Annotated in this window: 15 protein-coding genes; 13 read left to right on the top strand and 2 right to left on the bottom strand. The window is 50.2% G+C overall.

The genetic code is table 11. From position 1 onward, the window contains the following. Nucleotides 1-9: 9 nt before the first annotated feature. The 10 genes from V7D78_RS09305 to acpS all read left to right on the top strand — a co-directional run bounded on the left by V7D78_RS09305 (nt 10) and on the right by acpS (nt 8,314). Complete coding sequence (locus tag V7D78_RS09305; RefSeq protein ID WP_333608173.1) at nt 10-627, top strand: sigma-E factor negative regulatory protein; 618 nt, start codon at nt 10-12, stop codon at nt 625-627. Between the two features lie 3 nt (nt 628-630). Continuing rightward, entirely contained in the window at nt 631-1,554 is a 924-nt protein-coding gene (locus V7D78_RS09310) for a MucB/RseB C-terminal domain-containing protein (protein ID WP_333608174.1), read from the top strand. Next, the gene (locus tag V7D78_RS09315) at nt 1,554-2,006 is read left to right on the top strand and encodes a SoxR reducing system RseC family protein (RefSeq protein ID WP_333608175.1); all 453 of its coding nucleotides are present in this window, start codon (nt 1,554-1,556) and stop codon (nt 2,004-2,006) included. Before V7D78_RS09310 ends, V7D78_RS09315 begins: the two co-directional genes overlap by 1 nt. A 127-nt stretch (nt 2,007-2,133) precedes the next feature. After that, nucleotides 2,134-3,933, top strand: a complete 1,800-nt coding sequence (lepA, locus tag V7D78_RS09320) for a translation elongation factor 4 (RefSeq protein ID WP_333608176.1) — start codon at nt 2,134-2,136, stop codon at nt 3,931-3,933. A gap of 12 nt (nt 3,934-3,945) precedes the next feature. Further along, nucleotides 3,946-4,872 (top strand): signal peptidase I, encoded by a 927-nt coding sequence (gene lepB, locus V7D78_RS09325; RefSeq protein WP_333608177.1) that lies wholly within the window; start codon nt 3,946-3,948, stop codon nt 4,870-4,872. Then, nucleotides 4,872-5,567, top strand: coding sequence for a ribonuclease III (rnc, locus tag V7D78_RS09330; protein ID WP_333608178.1), 696 nt, complete (start codon nt 4,872-4,874; stop codon nt 5,565-5,567). The genes lepB and rnc overlap by 1 nt, the downstream gene beginning before the upstream one ends. Next, nucleotides 5,557-6,459, top strand: a complete 903-nt coding sequence (era, locus tag V7D78_RS09335) for a GTPase Era (protein WP_333608179.1) — start codon at nt 5,557-5,559, stop codon at nt 6,457-6,459. Before rnc ends, era begins: the two co-directional genes overlap by 11 nt. A gap of 14 nt (nt 6,460-6,473) precedes the next feature. Next, nucleotides 6,474-7,187 (top strand): DNA repair protein RecO, encoded by a 714-nt coding sequence (recO, locus tag V7D78_RS09340; RefSeq protein ID WP_333608180.1) that lies wholly within the window; start codon nt 6,474-6,476, stop codon nt 7,185-7,187. 13 nt (nt 7,188-7,200) lie between these two features. Beyond that, nucleotides 7,201-7,932 (top strand): pyridoxine 5'-phosphate synthase, encoded by a 732-nt coding sequence (gene pdxJ, locus V7D78_RS09345; protein ID WP_333608181.1) that lies wholly within the window; start codon nt 7,201-7,203, stop codon nt 7,930-7,932. A gap of 1 nt (nt 7,933) precedes the next feature. Beyond that, entirely contained in the window at nt 7,934-8,314 is a 381-nt protein-coding gene (gene acpS / locus V7D78_RS09350; protein WP_333608182.1) for a holo-ACP synthase, read from the top strand. Nucleotides 8,315-8,338: 24 nt separating this feature from the next. On the opposite strand, the gene barA is transcribed toward acpS, so the two are convergent. Further along, nucleotides 8,339-11,053 (bottom strand): two-component sensor histidine kinase BarA, encoded by a 2,715-nt coding sequence (gene barA, locus V7D78_RS09355; RefSeq protein WP_333608183.1) that lies wholly within the window; start codon nt 11,051-11,053, stop codon nt 8,339-8,341. Nucleotides 11,054-11,135: 82 nt separating this feature from the next. Between barA and rlmD the strand changes: the two genes are divergently transcribed. The 3 genes from rlmD to mazG all read left to right on the top strand — a co-directional run bounded on the left by rlmD (nt 11,136) and on the right by mazG (nt 15,548). Continuing rightward, nucleotides 11,136-12,479: a 23S rRNA (uracil(1939)-C(5))-methyltransferase RlmD gene (rlmD, locus tag V7D78_RS09360; RefSeq protein WP_333608184.1), complete on the top strand. Its 1,344-nt coding sequence runs from the start codon at nt 11,136-11,138 to the stop codon at nt 12,477-12,479. 63 nt (nt 12,480-12,542) lie between these two features. Next, nucleotides 12,543-14,735 (top strand): GTP diphosphokinase, encoded by a 2,193-nt coding sequence (relA, locus tag V7D78_RS09365; RefSeq protein WP_333608185.1) that lies wholly within the window; start codon nt 12,543-12,545, stop codon nt 14,733-14,735. A 24-nt stretch (nt 14,736-14,759) separates the two neighbouring features. Further along, entirely contained in the window at nt 14,760-15,548 is a 789-nt protein-coding gene (gene mazG, locus V7D78_RS09370; RefSeq protein ID WP_333608186.1) for a nucleoside triphosphate pyrophosphohydrolase, read from the top strand. Between the two features lie 4 nt (nt 15,549-15,552). On the opposite strand, the gene V7D78_RS09375 is transcribed toward mazG, so the two are convergent. Beyond that, nucleotides 15,553-16,518 carry an integron integrase gene (locus tag V7D78_RS09375; RefSeq protein ID WP_333608187.1) on the bottom strand — a complete coding sequence of 322 codons (966 nt, stop codon included), beginning with the start codon at nt 16,516-16,518 and terminating at the stop codon, nt 15,553-15,555. Between the last annotated feature and the right edge of the window lie 226 nt (nt 16,519-16,744).

The raw sequence follows: 16,744 nt of genomic DNA on the forward strand, positions 1-16,744 counted from the left end.
GGAAACACTATGGTGACTGAAAAGCAAGCCTGGCTGTCTGCAGCCAGTGACAACGAACCGCTCAGCGCGGACGAGCTGTCACTGTTACTGAATAGCCCTGAGTTGCAGCATAAATTAGAGCGCTATCAACTGGCCTCTGCCGTGCTGCGTCAGGAAGCGCACAGCGTGTTGCCCGCCGATTTTAGCGAGCGTTTGCAGTTACAATTAGCAGACGAGCCTGTGTATCACTTAGCACCTGCAGCGGCCAAACCGTCAGCCAGCTGGCTACAACGGCTGGGACAGGCGGCGAATGCGACCTGGTTTAAACCGGCAGCCAACGGCGCTATAGCCGCCAGTGTGGCGCTGTTAGCGGTGCTGGGGGTGCAACAGTATCAACAACCCTTTGGCCAGGAGTTATTGTCGCCATCACCAGTGCTACAAACCCGGCCTGTGGCAGGTTTTGCCACGCCAGTGAGTTTAAGTCAAACTACGGTATCAACCCGTTTTGAAGAACAGGAACAACAGGCCATGCTGGAGCAACAACAGCGCTTACAAGCGATGTTGCAAGCGCACCGCCAACAGTTGCGGGTGATGTCGCAAACGGCTGAAGTGAAGCCTGATGTTGACCCTGAAGCAAACGAGCAATAAGTGATGCGATACTGTCAGACGTTGTGGTTATTAGCGTTTGTGATGCCAGCTGCGCTAGCCAGTGACGCTGGCTGGGCCTTATTTGATCGGGTACAGCAAAGTGTGCGTCAGCAAAATTTTGATACCTCTTTTGTCGTGGTAAAAAGTGGCCAGGTAGATACATATCGCTGGCAACATGGCCGCGATGAACAAGATGAAATTGAGCATCTGATTCCGTTGGATGCTGAGGGTGTTGATATCTTACGCCGTAATAATGTGGTGTATTATCTACTCAGCGATCGACCGGCTCTGGTCACCCAGAGTGCCAATATCAAAGAATTACCTGCCGTGTTGTTTGAAGACAGCCAGCGTATCCGGCAGTTGTATGATGCGGTGCCCGGCAGCAGCTCGATGATGTCTGGGCGCAGTGCGCAGTTATTAAGGCTTAGTGCCAACAACGCTGATCGTTTCCATTACTGGCTTTGGGTGGATGAGCAAACGGGTTTTCCGCTGCGTATTGATACCCTGACCGAACAACAAACGGCGTTGGAGCGCTGGGTGGTGACTCATATGCAGCTCACCCCGGAATTTCCGGAAGGCTTACGCCGATTGCTGGACATAGAACTCCCCAGCCCGCAACCGGCTGCCAGCCTGGAATTGGCAGCAGCCAGTAACTATCAGCTCACCTGGTTACCGCAAGATTATCAATTGGTACCGGAACCTGCCGAGATCCCACAATTACAGCCAGCCCTGATTAACTATTGGTTGCTTAGTGATGGCCTGCATCAGGTGTCGGTATTTGTGCAGCGTAATCACAGTATGCCGACTCAGGCCTATCGCGATGGCGCCACCACCATTTATGTGCAATCTGATGCGCAGCGCGAAGTCACTGTGATAGGCCCGATCAGTATTGATACGGCGCAACGCCTGGCGGCTTCGGTGCGCTAATGGTTGAGCAAATTGCTACTGTTTTAGCCACTGATACTGATGGTGTCTGGTTAACTACATCGCCGGTGAGCAGTTGCAATGCCTGTCAGGTGAGTACTGATTGCGGCACCGGCATAGTCACTAAAACCTTTACCCCCAGAACACAGCGCTTTTTTGTGGCGACCACGTTACCGTTATTACCCGGTGAGCAAGTGACCATTGGTATGGCAGAGCAGGGGCTGGTGTTAGCGGCAGCCCGTGTCTATTTGTTGCCGTTACTGCTGATGCTAGTTAGCGTGTTGCTATTACACTGGTGGTTGGCGCCGGCTGAGGCGGTATTGCTGCTGGCCGCTGCGGCCAGCCTGGGGGCAGGCTTTATGCTGGCGCGCTGGTATGATCAGCGTCAGGCAACATTGTCACAGCAATTGACCATCGTCGCGGTATTACCGCAGCTTGGGCTAAAGAACACATAGCAAGCTGACGCCTTATAGAGTACAATTCCCGCTAATTTTTTTGGAATAACCCGCGTTATGTTTACCTTGCTCTGCTTAGTGTGCAGACGCACTGTAGCCATAGTGCCCACTGTTTTTTGCGGATAACATGCCTAAACTTGAACATATCAGAAACTTTTCCGTTATTGCCCATATCGACCATGGTAAATCCACGCTTTCGGATCGGTTGATCCAGTACTGTGGTGGCCTGACTGATCGTGAGATGCAGCAACAGGTGCTGGACTCGATGGATCTGGAGCGTGAGCGCGGCATTACCATTAAAGCGCAAAGCGTGACGCTGCATTACAAAGCCGATGATGGCAATACTTATCAGCTGAACTTTATCGATACCCCAGGTCATGTGGACTTCACCTATGAAGTCAGCCGCTCGCTGGCGGCCTGTGAAGGTGCGCTACTGGTTGTCGATGCCGGCCAGGGCGTGGAAGCGCAAACAGTGGCTAACTGTTATACCGCACTGGAAATGAACCTCGAAGTCATACCGGTATTAAATAAAATTGACTTACCTCAAGCTGAGCCTGAGCGGGTAGCCGAAGAAGTCGAAGACATTATTGGTATTGAAGCGGTAGGTGCCGTGCAGTGCTCGGCCAAGACCGGTCTTGGTATTAAGGATGTGCTGGAAACTATCGTTAAAAAAATCCCGCCACCAGAAGGTGAGCCGGATCAACCCACCCAGGCATTGATTATTGATTCCTGGTTTGATGCCTATCAGGGCGTGGTGTCATTGGTGCGGGTAAAGCATGGCAGCATTAAAGCCAAAGACAAAATTAAAGTAATGTCGACCGGCCAGATTTACGAGGTCGACACAGTGGGTATTTTTACCCCTAAAGCCACGAATACCGGAGAGCTTAAGACCGGTGAAGTGGGTTTTGTTATTGCCGGTATTAAAGAAATTAAAGGTGCGCCGGTAGGGGATACCTTAACGCTGTCGAAAAACAGTGCCCTTAAGCCATTGCCTGGTTTTAAGCGAGTGAAACCGCAGGTCTATGCCGGCGTCTTCCCGGTGTCATCTGATGATTACGAAGATTTCCGCGATGCGTTAGCTAAGCTCAGCTTAAATGACTCGTCGTTATTTTATGAGCCGGAAAGCTCAGGCGCCCTGGGTTTTGGTTTCCGCATTGGTTTCCTTGGCATGTTACACATGGAAATCATCCAGGAGCGCTTAGAGCGTGAATACGATCTGGACCTTATCACCACAGCGCCAACGGTAGTGTACGAAGTACTGACCAAAGACGGTAATATCGTGATGGTTGATAACCCCAGCGATTTACCTGCTACTAATGATATCGACGAAATTCGTGAGCCTATCGTAGAAGCCCATATACTGGTGCCACAGGAATACCTGGGTAATGTTATTACGCTGTGTATTGAAAAACGGGGTGTACAAAAAAACATGACCTATCACGGCCGTCAGGTAGCGGTAGTGTACGAGCTGCCGATGGCAGAAGTGGTGATGGATTTCTTTGACCGTTTAAAATCGACCAGCCGTGGCTATGCGTCACTGGATTACAGCTTTAAACGTTTTCAGGCGGCCAATATGTCGCGGGTCGATATTTTGATTAACGGCGAGCGGGTTGATGCATTGGCCATTATCAGTCACTTTGATTTTGCGCAAAACCGTGGCCGGCAACTGGCAGAAAAGCTGAAAGAGCTTATCCCACGTCAGATGTTTGATATTGCTATTCAAGCGGCCATTGGTAACCACGTTATTGCCCGTACCACGGTTAAACAGTTGCGTAAAAACGTGTTGGCCAAGTGTTATGGTGGTGATATCAGCCGTAAGAAAAAGCTGCTGCAAAAGCAAAAAGACGGTAAAAAACGAATGAAACAAGTAGGTAATGTGGAAGTGCCGCAAGAGGCGTTCCTGGCCATTCTGAAAGTTGGTAAATAATAAGGACGCGACATGGCGGGTTATTTTGCAATTTTATTGGTACTGCTGACGCTGCTTACCGGCTTAATCTGGTTAGTGGATGCGCTGCTGTTGGCACCGAAACGCCGTGAAAAGCTGGCGTTGGCGCTGCAAGGACATGCCGGCAATCTGGCTCAGCCTGTTGCGGAGGAGATGCTAAAAGAGCCGGCCTTTGTCGAAACGGCCAAGTCAGTGTTTCCGATTATTGCGCTGATTACCCTGTTCCGCTCTTTTATTTACGAGCCATTTCAAATCCCGTCTGGTTCAATGATGCCCACGCTACTGGTCGGTGATTTTATCCTGGTAGAAAAATTCTCGTACGACGTCAAAGATCCGGTGTGGCGTAAAACCCTATACCGTAACAAGTCACCTAAGCACGGTGATATCGCGGTGTTTAAGTACCCGCTGGATCCCAGAGTCGACTATATTAAACGTATTATTGGTTTACCAGGCGATCGCATAGTGTATCGTGATAAGCAAATCTATATCGCTAAAGCCTGTCAGCCAGAGCAACGCAGCAACTGTGGTGTACTGGAGCGTATACCTCAGCAGTTTCAGGCGGCTAATGAGTTTTTCCAGAATTACAGTCCGCAGCATCGCTATACCGAAACCTTGACCGCCAAGGGGTATGATATATTGCAAACCCCGACTTCGATTGAAAATTACCGTGCTTATTTTCAACAGGCGGGTACGGCTATAGATGAGTTTATTGTGCCAGAGGGCCAATATTTTGCGCTGGGTGATAATCGCGATAACAGCGTTGACAGCCGCTTTTTTGGCTTTATCGATGAACAATATCTGGTTGGCCGGGCCGTTTTTATCTGGATGAGTTTTGAATTTAGTGACAATCCGGAGCGCTTTTTCTTGATTCGCTGGGTACCGGTTGGCGTGCGTTTTGAACGCCTGGGCCGGATCCTCTAATGACAGTGTTACAAAGCATGCGGCAAAAATCATTGTCGCCACTGATGAAACGGCTGGATTATCAGTTTAGCGATCAAAGCTTGCTGGAGCAGGCACTAACCCACCGTAGTTGTAAGGGTAAGCATAACGAGCGCCTGGAGTTTCTGGGTGATGCCCTGCTGGGCTTGGTTATCGCCGAAGCGTTGTTTCAGCAGTTTCCTGCCACCCGTGAAGGCGATCTGACCCGTATGCGCTCGGCGCTGGTGAAGGGCGTGACGCTGGCTGAAATTGCTCAGGAGTTGAGCTTAGCAGAGTATCTGCGATTAGGCCCGGGCGAGTTGAAAAGTGGTGGTGCGCGGCGCGAGTCTATTTTGGCTGATGCGCTGGAAGCCATACTGGGGGCGATTTATCTGGACAGTGGCATGGCGGCCTGTAAAACACGTATTTTACAGTTGTTTGCCAGCCGTCTTAGCAATATTGCGCCGGGTGAGCAAAAAGACTCCAAAACCCGGTTGCAGGAATACTTACAAGGCCTACGCCAACCCTTACCGGTGTATGACGTGATTGCCACTGTGGGTGAAGCCCATCAGCAAACCTTTACCGTACGCTGCACTATACCGGGTTTGCCTCCATTTACCGCGACTGGCAGCTCCAGACGTAAAGCAGAACAAGATGCTGCCAATATGGCACTGGAAACCATTAAACATGACCGATAATCTGACCACTTACGCCGCCCTGGTAGCCATTGTCGGCCGACCTAATGTGGGTAAATCGACCCTGCTGAATAAACTGGTGGGACAGAAAGTCAGTATCACCTCGAAAAAGCCACAAACGACCCGGCACCGTATTGTGGGTATTGATACCCGTGATAATTATCAGACGGTGTATGTGGATACGCCGGGCTTACATATTGAAGAAAAGCGGGCGATTAACCGACTGATGAACAAGGCGGCTGCCAGTTCTATTCTGGATGTAGAGTTTGTCATTTTTGTGGTGGAAGGCACCCGCTGGCATGATGATGATCAAATGGTACTAAACCGGCTGATTGCCTCGCAAAAGCCGGTGATCCTGGTGGTCAATAAAGTCGATTTATATAAAGACAAAGCGGAATTACTGCCTCATTTACAATGGCTGGGTAGCCAGCTTAACTTTATTGATGTGGTGCCACTGTCAGCAGAAAGTGGCGACAACGTCGAGGCACTGCGTCAGGTGGTACATAAACATTTGCCGCCTTGCGAGTTTTTCTTCCCGGAAGACTATATTACCGATCGCTCACAACGTTTTATGGCGGCAGAAATAGTTCGCGAAAAATTGATGCGTTTTTTGGGCGATGAATTACCCTATGCGGTGACAGTTGAAATTGAACGCTTTAAATGGGAAGAAAAGCATTTTCATATTGCAGCCCTGGTCCTGGTGGAGCGGGAATCACAAAAACGCATGGTCATTGGCAATAAGGGCGAGCGCATTAAAACCATCGCCACCGAAGCCCGACTGGATATAGCTGCCATGCTGGAGCAACCGGTATTTTTGCAAATCTGGGTTAAAGTGAAATCGGGTTGGGCCGATGATGAGCGGGCGCTGCGTAGCCTTGGTTACGGCGAAGATTAAGCACGGAGCGGCGCATGCAACCTGGCCTGTGTCCTGCCTATATTCTGCATAGCCGGCCTTTTGCCGAAGATAAACTTATTTTGCAATTGCTGTTACCTGAACATGGCCGTTTAGCGGCCGTGGTGCGTCGTGGCAGCGGTAAACGGCGGTTATCCCTGCAGCCTTTTCAGTTATTTTGTGTGGCGCTACTGGGCCGCACTGAGCTTAAAACCGTAAAAACCATAGAGCCACAAAGCATTGGCTGTCAGTTTAGTGGCCGCTTGCTGTTTAGTGGCCTTTATATTAATGAGTTGCTGTGCAGATTGTGGCCGAATGATGTAGCCTCAGATACGTTATTTAGTGCCTATCAGCAATGTTTGCAACAGTTAGCCCAGTTACAGCAGTTACAACAAAATCAGCAACAGCCGTTAGCTATGTCGTTGCTAGAACCTTGCTTACGGCAATTTGAATTTACGTTATTAGCTGAGCTGGGTATAGCGGTAGACTGGCAGTATGACGCCAACGGCCAGCCTGTTGCGCCAGAGTATTACTATCAATGGCAACCAGAGCAAGGCTTTGTGCGCCAGCCCGGCGGCTTTAGTGGTGCAGCCTTATTGGCTATCGCTATACAGGATTGGCAGCAGCCGGGCGCTTTAGTCAATGCCAAACAATTAAGCCGCTTATTGCTTGCTCCTTTAGTGGGCGAGAAACCGCTGGCCAGTCGTGCACTGTTCAGCCAGCTACGTTAACACGGAGAACCTTATGCAACCGATTTACCTTGGGGTCAACATTGACCATGTTGCCACCTTACGTCAGGCCCGCGGCACCCAGTATCCGGAGCCATTGCACGCAGCCTTAATGGCTGAGCAGGCGGGTGCCGATGGCATTACCGTGCACTTACGTGAAGACCGGCGGCATATTATTGACCGTGATGTGTTTTTGTTACAGCAAAGTATTGCTACCCGGCTGAATTTTGAAATGGCGGTGACCGATGAAATGCTGGGTATTGCTTTAAAGTTAAAGCCACACTTTTGCTGTCTGGTACCAGAGAAACGGCAGGAGCTGACCACTGAAGGCGGTCTGGAAGTGGCCGGGCAACTGAGTAAAATTACTGAGGCGGTAGCCACACTGGTCGCAGACAATATTCTGGTGTCATTGTTTATTGATGCCGACAAGCGGCAAATTGAAGCGGCGGCCCAAGCCGGTGCGCCCTATGTAGAAATTCATACCGGTCACTATGCTGAGGCGACAGATGCCAAAGCCCAGGCAAAAGAGCTGGCCCGTATTGCCGATGCCGCAGCCTTTGCGGCGTCTTTAGGGTTAGTGGTCAATGCCGGTCATGGTTTGCATTATCATAATGTGCAGCCGATAGCGGCGATACCGCAAATGTACGAGCTGAATATTGGCCATGCCATTGTTGCCCGGGCTATTTTTAGTGGTCTTGGCCCGGCGGTCGCTGAGATGAAGCGTTTAATGGTAGAGGCGCGCCGCTAACATGGCCATTGTAGGCTTTGGCACCGATATTGTTGAGATTGCCCGCATAGAGCAAAGCCTCCAGCGCAGCCCTGGCCTGGTAAAACGGGTGCTAACCGCCACAGAGCAGCAGTGTTTTGCCAGCCATGCTCAGGCCAGCCGTTATTTTGCCAAGCGTTTTGCTGCCAAAGAAGCGGCAGCCAAGGCGCTGGGTACTGGCATTGGCCGTGGTGTGTCTTTTCAGCAACTGGAAGTCAGTAATGATGTCCATGGTCGGCCTTTGCTTAGCCTGAACGGTTATGCCGCTGAACTGGCTGCCAGTCTGGGTGTCAGCCATATATGGCTATCTATAAGCGATGAGCAGGCTTATGCCTGTGCCAGCGTTATCTTAGAACGCTGCTAATCAGTTGCACAGCTGAGCATGTGCTCAACTCTCAGCTGGCGGCGCCAGTTGCTGTAACAGTACCAGCAAGTCATCGAGTTCTGACAGCTCTGGTGCGATATCGCTCAACAAACACTGATTTTTCAACTGCGTTTCCAGGGTCTCTGCCAGGCTTTTTAAGCGTGGCACCCCGGTATAGCAACAAGCACCATGCACTTTGTGGATATGTTGCAGCAATGCGGGCGCATCGTTGGCGTCAATAGCGCGTTGGATCAGCTGTTGCGCTTCAGGCAGGCTGTTTATCAACATGAACAGCATATCATTAGCCAGGCTGGTTTTTCCGCCAGCACGCTGTAATGCCAATGGCCAGTCAATTAAAGGGTGCTGCTGCAGGCTGGGCAACTCTGCTTTGGGTTTGCTCGGCCATTTACTGGCCGGACAGAATTCCTGCAAGCTGTAGTGCAGCATTTTTTCATCAAGTGGTTTACTTAAAAACTCACTAAAACCCAGGCTGAGTAAGCGCTCGCGCTCACCTTCAACGGCGTGTGCTGTTACGGCAATAATTGGCGTATGTTCGTTCAGAGAGCTTTCTCTAATGCGCTGACAGGCGGTGACACCATCCATCACCGGCATATTAATATCCATAAAAATAATATCGTACACATGCTGGGTGGCCTTTTGCCAGGCTTCGGCGCCATCAGTGGCCGTATCGACATGTTCTACCATTTCATTTAGTAAGGTATTGATCAGCTTCAAATTGGCGTCGTTATCATCAACACTCAGTACCCGCAAACTCACCTGTGGTGGTGTGTCTGCGATCACGGGTAATTGCTCGTATTGCATGTAGGGCCGCGCCATGGTCATTGCCAGTTTGCGTTGATGTACCGGCTTGGGCAGGCAGGCATCAGCACCTGAGGCCAGCATAGCTTCACGTAAATTGGGCGATAGGGTATTAACCAGTAAATAAGTATGCTGACAGCTGGGTTTAATTTGTTCAATCAACCCCAACACCTGATTGACCTGGTTAATGGCAACAGCGCGGCCAATCAGACCAATATCATAACGTTGCTGGTGGTTGATGGCTTGCTGCAACTGCCCCTTGGTGGCACAAGCGGTAATATGCAGCCCCCAGCTGTTCAGTAAGCTTAAGGTGGCTTCACGTGAATGTTGCTGTGGCTCAAAATACAGTATGGTTTTGTTTTCCAGCGGTGCTGTGGTTAAGGGTTCGGCGACCGATAAGTGATAGCGCTGGCATTTAATAGTAAACCAAAAGGTGGAGCCTTCAGCGGGCTTGCTTTCAAAGCCAATATTGCCGCCCATGGCTTGCACCAGTCGCTGTGAAATCATCAGTCCCAGGCCAGAACCGGTTTGGCGGTCAGGGTTATTGCTGCTGGTAAAGCCCTGAAATAATGAGCGTTGTGTATCCTCGCTGATGCCCCGCCCGGTATCCTGCACTGAACAATGTAGCATCAGCTGATCTTCATTCAGCAGCGTTGCGCTGACTCTGATCACGATACTGCCATGTTCGGTAAATTTAATGGCATTACCGGCGATATTCATCAGGATCTGGGTGAGTCGCGCCGGATCGGCAATTAAGTCATCCGGGCATTCAGCCTCAATATTCATCACCAGTTCGAGTTGTTTATCAAAGGCATTGGCCGCCAGCAGTTCAGTGGCGTCGTACAGCAAATCGCGCAGTGAAAACGGCTGCGGGTTAATCGACATGCGGCCTTCTTCCAGCCTGGAAAAGTCCAGCACATCGTTGACCAGATGCAGCAGGCTGTTGGCTGATTTTTGAATAGTGCTTAAATAATCATGCTGGTTGCTACTCAGCTGAGTTTTCAGTAATTGCCGGGTAAAGCCAATCACGCCGTTCAGTGGTGTTCTGAGTTCGTGGCTCATTTTGGCCAAAAACTCTGACTTATGCCGGTTTTCTTCCACGGCTTTGCGCCGGGCAAAGTCCAGTTGAATATTTTGCACTTCCAACTGCTCCATACTGAGCTGTAAATCGCTGGTCAGTTGCTCAATATTGTGCTGCAGTTCCGCTTCCGCTTGCACTAACTGATTGCTCAAGCTGTTAATGCCTGACTGCAGTTGTTGCAGCTCTGCGATGTTGCCTGAGCTTTGCTGCGTCTGGTATTCGCCTTTTTGCAGCTGCAGCAGTTGGCCTAACATGCGCCTGAGCGGCGTAAATAACTGTTGCATCAGTAGCAAGCTAAGCAGCAGTCCTATCAGCACCACCGCCAAAATGAGCAGTACGGAGTAAAATAAATTTAACTGCTGCGCCAGTAACAACTTATCTGTTTGTAGTTGCAGCAATAAGTACGGTTGTGCGGTGTTTTCATCCTTGCCGGGCAGTGGTTGATAAAACAACAGGCTATCATCAAAGCTAACGATATGGCCGCTTGGAGGCAGTGGCAAGGGTTTGCGCGCGCTGTGTATTTGTAAATCGTATTGGGGGTTGCTGCTGAGCAGTAGCTGATCATTGGCATCGAACAGTGAAATACTGCGTACCATAGGTGAGTTTAACCTGTGGCTGGTATTGAGCAACTGGCGCAATGCTGCTTGCTGCTCTGGCTGTAATAAGGCTGAGCTGCTGATGGCCAACGGCAAGGCGATATTGCTGGCTTGCTCATGCAGGTAGTGTTGTAAATCCTGATGCCGCACATAGCTGAAATAGCTGCCCAGCAACAGGCTGGCCAGCAACATCGGCAGGACACTGCACAGCAGGATCCAAAATCGTAAACCAATTTTCGTCATCTGCACCAAGGCTTGATACAATAGGAGAATGCCACCGCATCATGACACAATCAGTGCCAAAAACCTATAAGGCTTCATCGACATGGCAACCCTGTATCGCCCGAAAAAAACGGCAGTAACGCAACCACTGACCATACGCTTGCAGATTGAACGTAATGATTATGAAGGGAATGGCATTGGCCAATACCAGCAAAAAATTGTCTTTGCCAGTGGCGCCCTGGCTGGTGAAACGGTGCTGGCTAAAGTCACTGAGCAAAAACCGACTTTTTTAAAGGCGAAAACTATCAAAGTTGAGCAGGCTAGCAACCAGCGCTTAACGCCGTTTTGTCGTTTTTACGATAGCTGCGGAGGCTGCCAATTACAGTACTTAAGCCCGCTTAATCAGCAGCAGTTAAAGCAGCAGGGGATAGATCAGATGCTGCGCCATCAGACTGGTTTAGCGACCTTACCCTGGCAGCCGCTGCTCAGTAGCGACAGTGAGCAATACCGGCGCAAAGCCCGTATTGGCCTGTGGTTTGATAAAAAACAACGTCGCTTACACGTGGGGTTCAGGGCGCAGGGCAGTAAAACGATTACGGCTATTGACGACTGTGCGGTATTAAGCCCAGTGCTCGCGCCGGTGTTTAAGGTATTGCAACAGGTAGTACCGACGCTGGCGCAGCCGGAAAAAATTACCCATGCTGAGGTACTGGAAGCTGACGGTAGCGCCTATGTCATGGTTCGTCATCTGCAAACCTTAAGCGCTGACGAGCAACAACGTTTTGTGGATGCCTGGCCAGAGGCCATTTGGCTGGGTGAAGCACAGCCGGGACAAGTTAGTTACTGGCAAACTGAACAAAAATCACCGGCCTATACGCTGAGTGCGCAGCAGCTAACGTTAAGTTTCAGCCCGGATGATTTTATTCAGGTGAATGCCAAGCTTAATCAGTTAATGATTAATCAGGCGCTGGACTGGCTGGCAGTGGGGCCTGATGATCAGGTACTGGATTTATATGCCGGCATCGGTAATTTTAGTTTGCCCTTGGCGCAACGCGCTAAAACAGTGCATGGTGTGGAAGGCCTGGCAAAAATGGTGCAGCAGGCGGCAACCAATGCTAAAAATAATGGTCTGACAAATGCGTTTTTTCATCAGGCCGATTTACATTTACCCTGGGGCCAACCTGAATGGCAACAACTACAGTATCAGCATGTATTGTTAGATCCGGCCCGGGCCGGTGCACAGGGCGCGATACCGCAGTTGGCGGCAATGAAACCGGCACAAATATTGTACGTGTCGTGCAATGCGGCCACCTTTGCGCTGGATGCTAAGCTATTATTAGCCGCAGGGTATCAATTGCAAAAGCTGGGTGCGCTGGATATGTTTCCTCACACCACGCATCTGGAATTAATGGCCTTATTTGTGCGAAGTAAACCGGTTAAGCGCTAGACCTGCTTGTTATATAGCGTCCACCCACTGTGGGTGGCTCATCTCAGTTTAGAAGGATGTCACATGGTTAGGGTTCGTCAGTCGCATAGTAGTGGGTATCATGGTGGTGAAACACTGGAATGGCTGTGCTCGCTGGGGCTGACGGAGAAAAAAATCGCCAGTTTGCTGGCCACTGCGGACTGGTTAAAAAGCCAGCAGCTGGATGATGAAGTACCGCAGGTACGCACCGGCTGGGAGATGGTCGAAATTCTGGCTGAGCTGCGCATGGACCATGACTCTTTGGTGGCGGCCTTGTTGTTTCCCAGTGTCGAAGCCAGTTTAATTAACGCCGGGCAACTGGAGCAGGAATTTACCCCGGCAGTGCAGGCGTTATTGCAATCTGTGCAGCAAATGGATGCCATTCGTACTATTCCCACGGGCATTAACCAGCCGGTTAATCCCCAGCAAGCCGATAATTTACGCCGTATGTTACTGGCGATGGTGGAAGATGTGCGCGCTGTGGTATTAAAGCTGGCCGCACAAATTTGTTATTTGCGCCAGGTAAAAGACAGCGACGAAGAAACCCGTGTGCTGGCCGCCAAAGAAACCAATGCCATTTTTGCGCCGCTGGCTAACCGCTTGGGTATTGGCCAGTTAAAGTGGGAGCTGGAAGATTTAGCCTTTCGTTATTTGCATCCGCAGGTGTATAAGCAGGTTGCCAGTTTACTGGAAGAGCGGCGGCTGGACCGCGAGCAATATATGCAGGATTTTGTGGCGGCCATTCGCCAGAAAATGAGCGAGGTGCAGCTTGAGGTTGAAGTGTATGGCCGGCCCAAGCATATTTTCAGTATCTGGAAAAAAATGCAGAAAAAGCAGCTGAGTTTTGATCAGCTGTACGATATCCGTGCGGTACGCATCGTGACCGAGCGGGTACAGGATTGTTATGCTGCGTTGGGCGTGGTGCACACCAGTTGGCGCCATTTACCGAAAGAGTTTGATGATTATATCGCCACGCCGAAACAAAACGGCTATCAGTCTATTCATACGGTGGTGCTGGGGCCGCAGGGCCGGCCGATTGAAATTCAAATTCGTACCCGGCAAATGCACGAAGATGCCGAGTTGGGCGTAGCGGCGCACTGGCGCTATAAAGAAGGGGCGTCCAGCGGTAAAAATGCCGGCAATGATGAAAAAATTGGCTGGCTGCGTAAGTTACTGCAATGGCAGGAGGATATTGCCGAGGGTACCGATTTTGCCGAAGAACTGCGCACTCAGGTGATTGAAGACCGGGTTTATGTGTTTACCCCAAAAGGCGATATTGTCGATATGCCGATGGGCTCTACGCCGCTGGACTTTGCCTATTATGTGCATAGTAATGTGGGCCACCGTTGCATTGGCGCGAAAATTACCGGCCGTATCGTGCCTTTTACGTATCAGCTAAAAACCGGTGATCAGGTAGAAATTCTGACCGGCCGTGAACCCAACCCCAGCCGTGACTGGCTAAACCCGCATCTGGGCTATTTAAAATCCAGCCGTGCCCGCTCCAAAGTGCAGTACTGGTTTCGCCTGCAGGACAGAGATAAAAACCTGGCTGCCGGTAAGGAATTACTGGATGCAGAATTAAGCCGCTTAAACCTGCCGTTAGATCATCCGACGAAGGTGCTTAGCCGCTTTAATGTCAACAGCATGGATGAGTTGCTGGTGGGTATTGGCGGCGGTGAGATTAAAGTGACTCAGGTGGTGCACTTTATTCAGAGCCAGTCGGGCAAGCAGACATTGCCGGAAATTGACCCACGCCTTAAAACCAAGCCATTGCCAGCCACTAAAGTAAAAAGTGATGTGGTGGTGCAGGGCGTCGGTAATTTGCTGACGCACATGGCCGGATGTTGTCAGCCGCTGCCGGGCGACGCCATTGTTGGTTTTATTACCCAGGGCCGGGGCATTGCCATTCACCGCGATGACTGCGAACAATTTAAAACCCTGAATGAGCAACAGCCGCAGCGGGTGGTCGAGGCGACCTGGGGCGATAAATATGCGTCTGGCTATGAGGTGGATATCCGCATAGTAGCGAATGACCGCAATGGCTTACTGCGCGATATCACCAGCATTTTGGCCAATGAAAAAGCTAACGTCACTAAAATGAGCAGCAGTTCAGATATTCATGCGCAAACGGCGGTCATTAATATGACGCTGGAGCTGTATAATCTGGATTCTTTAAATAAACTGCTGACCAAGGTCAGCCAGATTGACGATGTGATGGAAGCCAAACGCTGCCATTAACCGTGCCTAACCACAGGATTGAACGTGTCTGCTATTAACCGCTTACTGGATATTATGGCCCGCTTGCGCGACCCGCAAAGCGGCTGCCCCTGGGATATTAAACAAAGCTACGCCACTATAGTGCCCTACACCTTAGAAGAAGCCTACGAAGTGGCCGATGCCATTGCCCGCGCCGATTTTGCCGAATTAAAAGATGAACTGGGCGATTTGTTGTTTCAGGTGGTGTTTTATGCGCAAATCGCCAAAGAAGAAGGCCGTTTTGAGTTTGATGATTGCGTTAACGCCATTTGCGATAAACTCGAACGCCGCCATCCGCATGTGTTTGCTGTGGATCCGACTAGTGGTAGCGCCGATGATACCCTTAATGCAGAAACTGTGCTGAAAAACTGGGAAGCGTTAAAAAGCACCGAGCGCCAGGACAATGGCCAGCACAGCGTGCTGGATAATATTCCACTGGCCATGCCGGCGCTAAGCCGGGCTTATAAGTTACAAAAACGCTGTGCCAATGTGGGCTTTGACTGGCCAGATGTGGCTGGCTGCTGGGATAAGGTCAAAGAAGAAATACTCGAAGTAGAGCAAACCCCGCCAGACAGTGCGGAGCTAAGCGAGGAGTTGGGTGATTTAATGTTTGCGCTGGTTAATGTGGTACGTAAGCACAAACTTGACCCCGAAGCCGTGCTTAGAGCCGCGAATAGCAAGTTTGAGCAACGTTTTCGTGGCGTTGAGCAAGCACTGGCCGCTCAGGGCAAAAGCCCACAGCAAAGTAACCTGGATGAAATGGAAGCTTTGTGGCAGCAGGTGAAAAAGCGCTAGCGAGCTAAAGTAGCTGCGACAAGGGGCTTTTTACGCCGCTGGCGCCATGATTCAGTACGTGCGTATAAATTTGCGTGGTACGCACATCGCTGTGCCCCAATTGTTCTTGCACAGTACGAATATCAGCACCAGATTCTAATAAATGAGTGGCAAAGGAATGACGCAGCGTGTGACAGGTCACGTTTTTAAGAATTTTCGCTTTGCGGGCGGCGATTTTGATTTCGCGCCGCACACAGGATTCATCCAGATGATGCCGACGAATGCATTTTGATTCTGGATCCAGGCTAAGCTTTATCGACGGAAACAAGTATTGCCAGCCAAGTTGTTTGGGAGCAAAAGGATTTTTGCGTGCTAACGCATAAGGCAGCCAGACACCGGCATAGTCAGGATTCGCCAGATCTGCCTGAAAATACTGCATCACATGCTGGGTTTGTTGCTTTAGACTTGTGACCAATTCGGGCGCAAGTGTCACCCGACGGTTTTTATTGCCTTTACCTTGCCATACCATCACAGACAGGTAATCGTAATCGATGTCCTGCACCCTCAGGCGAACAGCCTCCATTAAACGCAAGCCACTGCCGTACATCAGTTGCGCAATTAATTGGTACTTTGGGTCAATTACTCGTAACAGTGCAGCAACCTCAGCCCGGGTCAACACCACCGGAAGCTTAGGGCTTACCTGAGATCGGTTAAACTCAAGGTTGAGTGACAGCGGCTTTTGCAGCACCTTGCTGTACAAAAAGCTAAGTGCATTTAGAGCCGTTGCCTGAGTTTTTGGCGCCACATGGCGCTGATTGGCTAAATAGTTTAAAAACAGTTCGACGTCTGCGTCGCCCAGCTTGTCAGGATGCTGCTTTTTACTAAACAGAATGTAGAAGCGGATCCAATAAATGTAAGTATCCACAGTTCGTCTGGCATAACGCCGGACAGTCATAAACTCTGCTACGTGCTCAAGAAAAGGTGAGGGCATCGCTACAACTCCTAAATTTGCATGTATAAATAAACAGTAGTTGGTAAATTTATTGTTATCAAGCCACTTGCAGGGAAAATCCCTGCTTTTTTCAATAAAAATTTACACCTTCGTTAGGAAGTTGTTGATTTGGTGCGGGTAGTTAGCTAAATTGATGAAATCTAAAAAAAGATAGAGGGGAAAATCCCGCGTGGAAAAAAGGGATTTTCCAAACTACTAAGCTGTT

The sequence above is a fragment of the Arsukibacterium sp. genome (genome assembly GCF_036735525.1).
Classification (GTDB): domain Bacteria; phylum Pseudomonadota; class Gammaproteobacteria; order Enterobacterales; family Alteromonadaceae; genus Alishewanella.

What these genes read in the sequence shown, in the direction of transcription:
- V7D78_RS09305 (WP_333608173.1), top strand. Translation starts at nt 10, where the DNA reads ATGGTGACTGAAAAGCAAGCCTGGCTGTCTGCAGCCAGTGACAACGAA.
- V7D78_RS09310 (WP_333608174.1), top strand. Translation starts at nt 631, where the DNA reads ATGCGATACTGTCAGACGTTGTGGTTATTAGCGTTTGTGATGCCAGCT.
- V7D78_RS09315 (WP_333608175.1), top strand. Translation starts at nt 1,554, where the DNA reads ATGGTTGAGCAAATTGCTACTGTTTTAGCCACTGATACTGATGGTGTC.
- lepA (WP_333608176.1), top strand. Translation starts at nt 2,134, where the DNA reads ATGCCTAAACTTGAACATATCAGAAACTTTTCCGTTATTGCCCATATC.
- lepB (WP_333608177.1), top strand. Translation starts at nt 3,946, where the DNA reads ATGGCGGGTTATTTTGCAATTTTATTGGTACTGCTGACGCTGCTTACC.
- rnc (WP_333608178.1), top strand. Translation starts at nt 4,872, where the DNA reads ATGACAGTGTTACAAAGCATGCGGCAAAAATCATTGTCGCCACTGATG.
- era (WP_333608179.1), top strand. Translation starts at nt 5,557, where the DNA reads ATGACCGATAATCTGACCACTTACGCCGCCCTGGTAGCCATTGTCGGC.
- recO (WP_333608180.1), top strand. Translation starts at nt 6,474, where the DNA reads ATGCAACCTGGCCTGTGTCCTGCCTATATTCTGCATAGCCGGCCTTTT.
- pdxJ (WP_333608181.1), top strand. Translation starts at nt 7,201, where the DNA reads ATGCAACCGATTTACCTTGGGGTCAACATTGACCATGTTGCCACCTTA.
- acpS (WP_333608182.1), top strand. Translation starts at nt 7,934, where the DNA reads ATGGCCATTGTAGGCTTTGGCACCGATATTGTTGAGATTGCCCGCATA.
- barA (WP_333608183.1), bottom strand. Translation starts at nt 11,053, where the DNA reads ATGACGAAAATTGGTTTACGATTTTGGATCCTGCTGTGCAGTGTCCTG.
- rlmD (WP_333608184.1), top strand. Translation starts at nt 11,136, where the DNA reads ATGGCAACCCTGTATCGCCCGAAAAAAACGGCAGTAACGCAACCACTG.
- relA (WP_333608185.1), top strand. Translation starts at nt 12,543, where the DNA reads ATGGTTAGGGTTCGTCAGTCGCATAGTAGTGGGTATCATGGTGGTGAA.
- V7D78_RS09375 (WP_333608187.1), bottom strand. Translation starts at nt 16,518, where the DNA reads ATGCCCTCACCTTTTCTTGAGCACGTAGCAGAGTTTATGACTGTCCGG.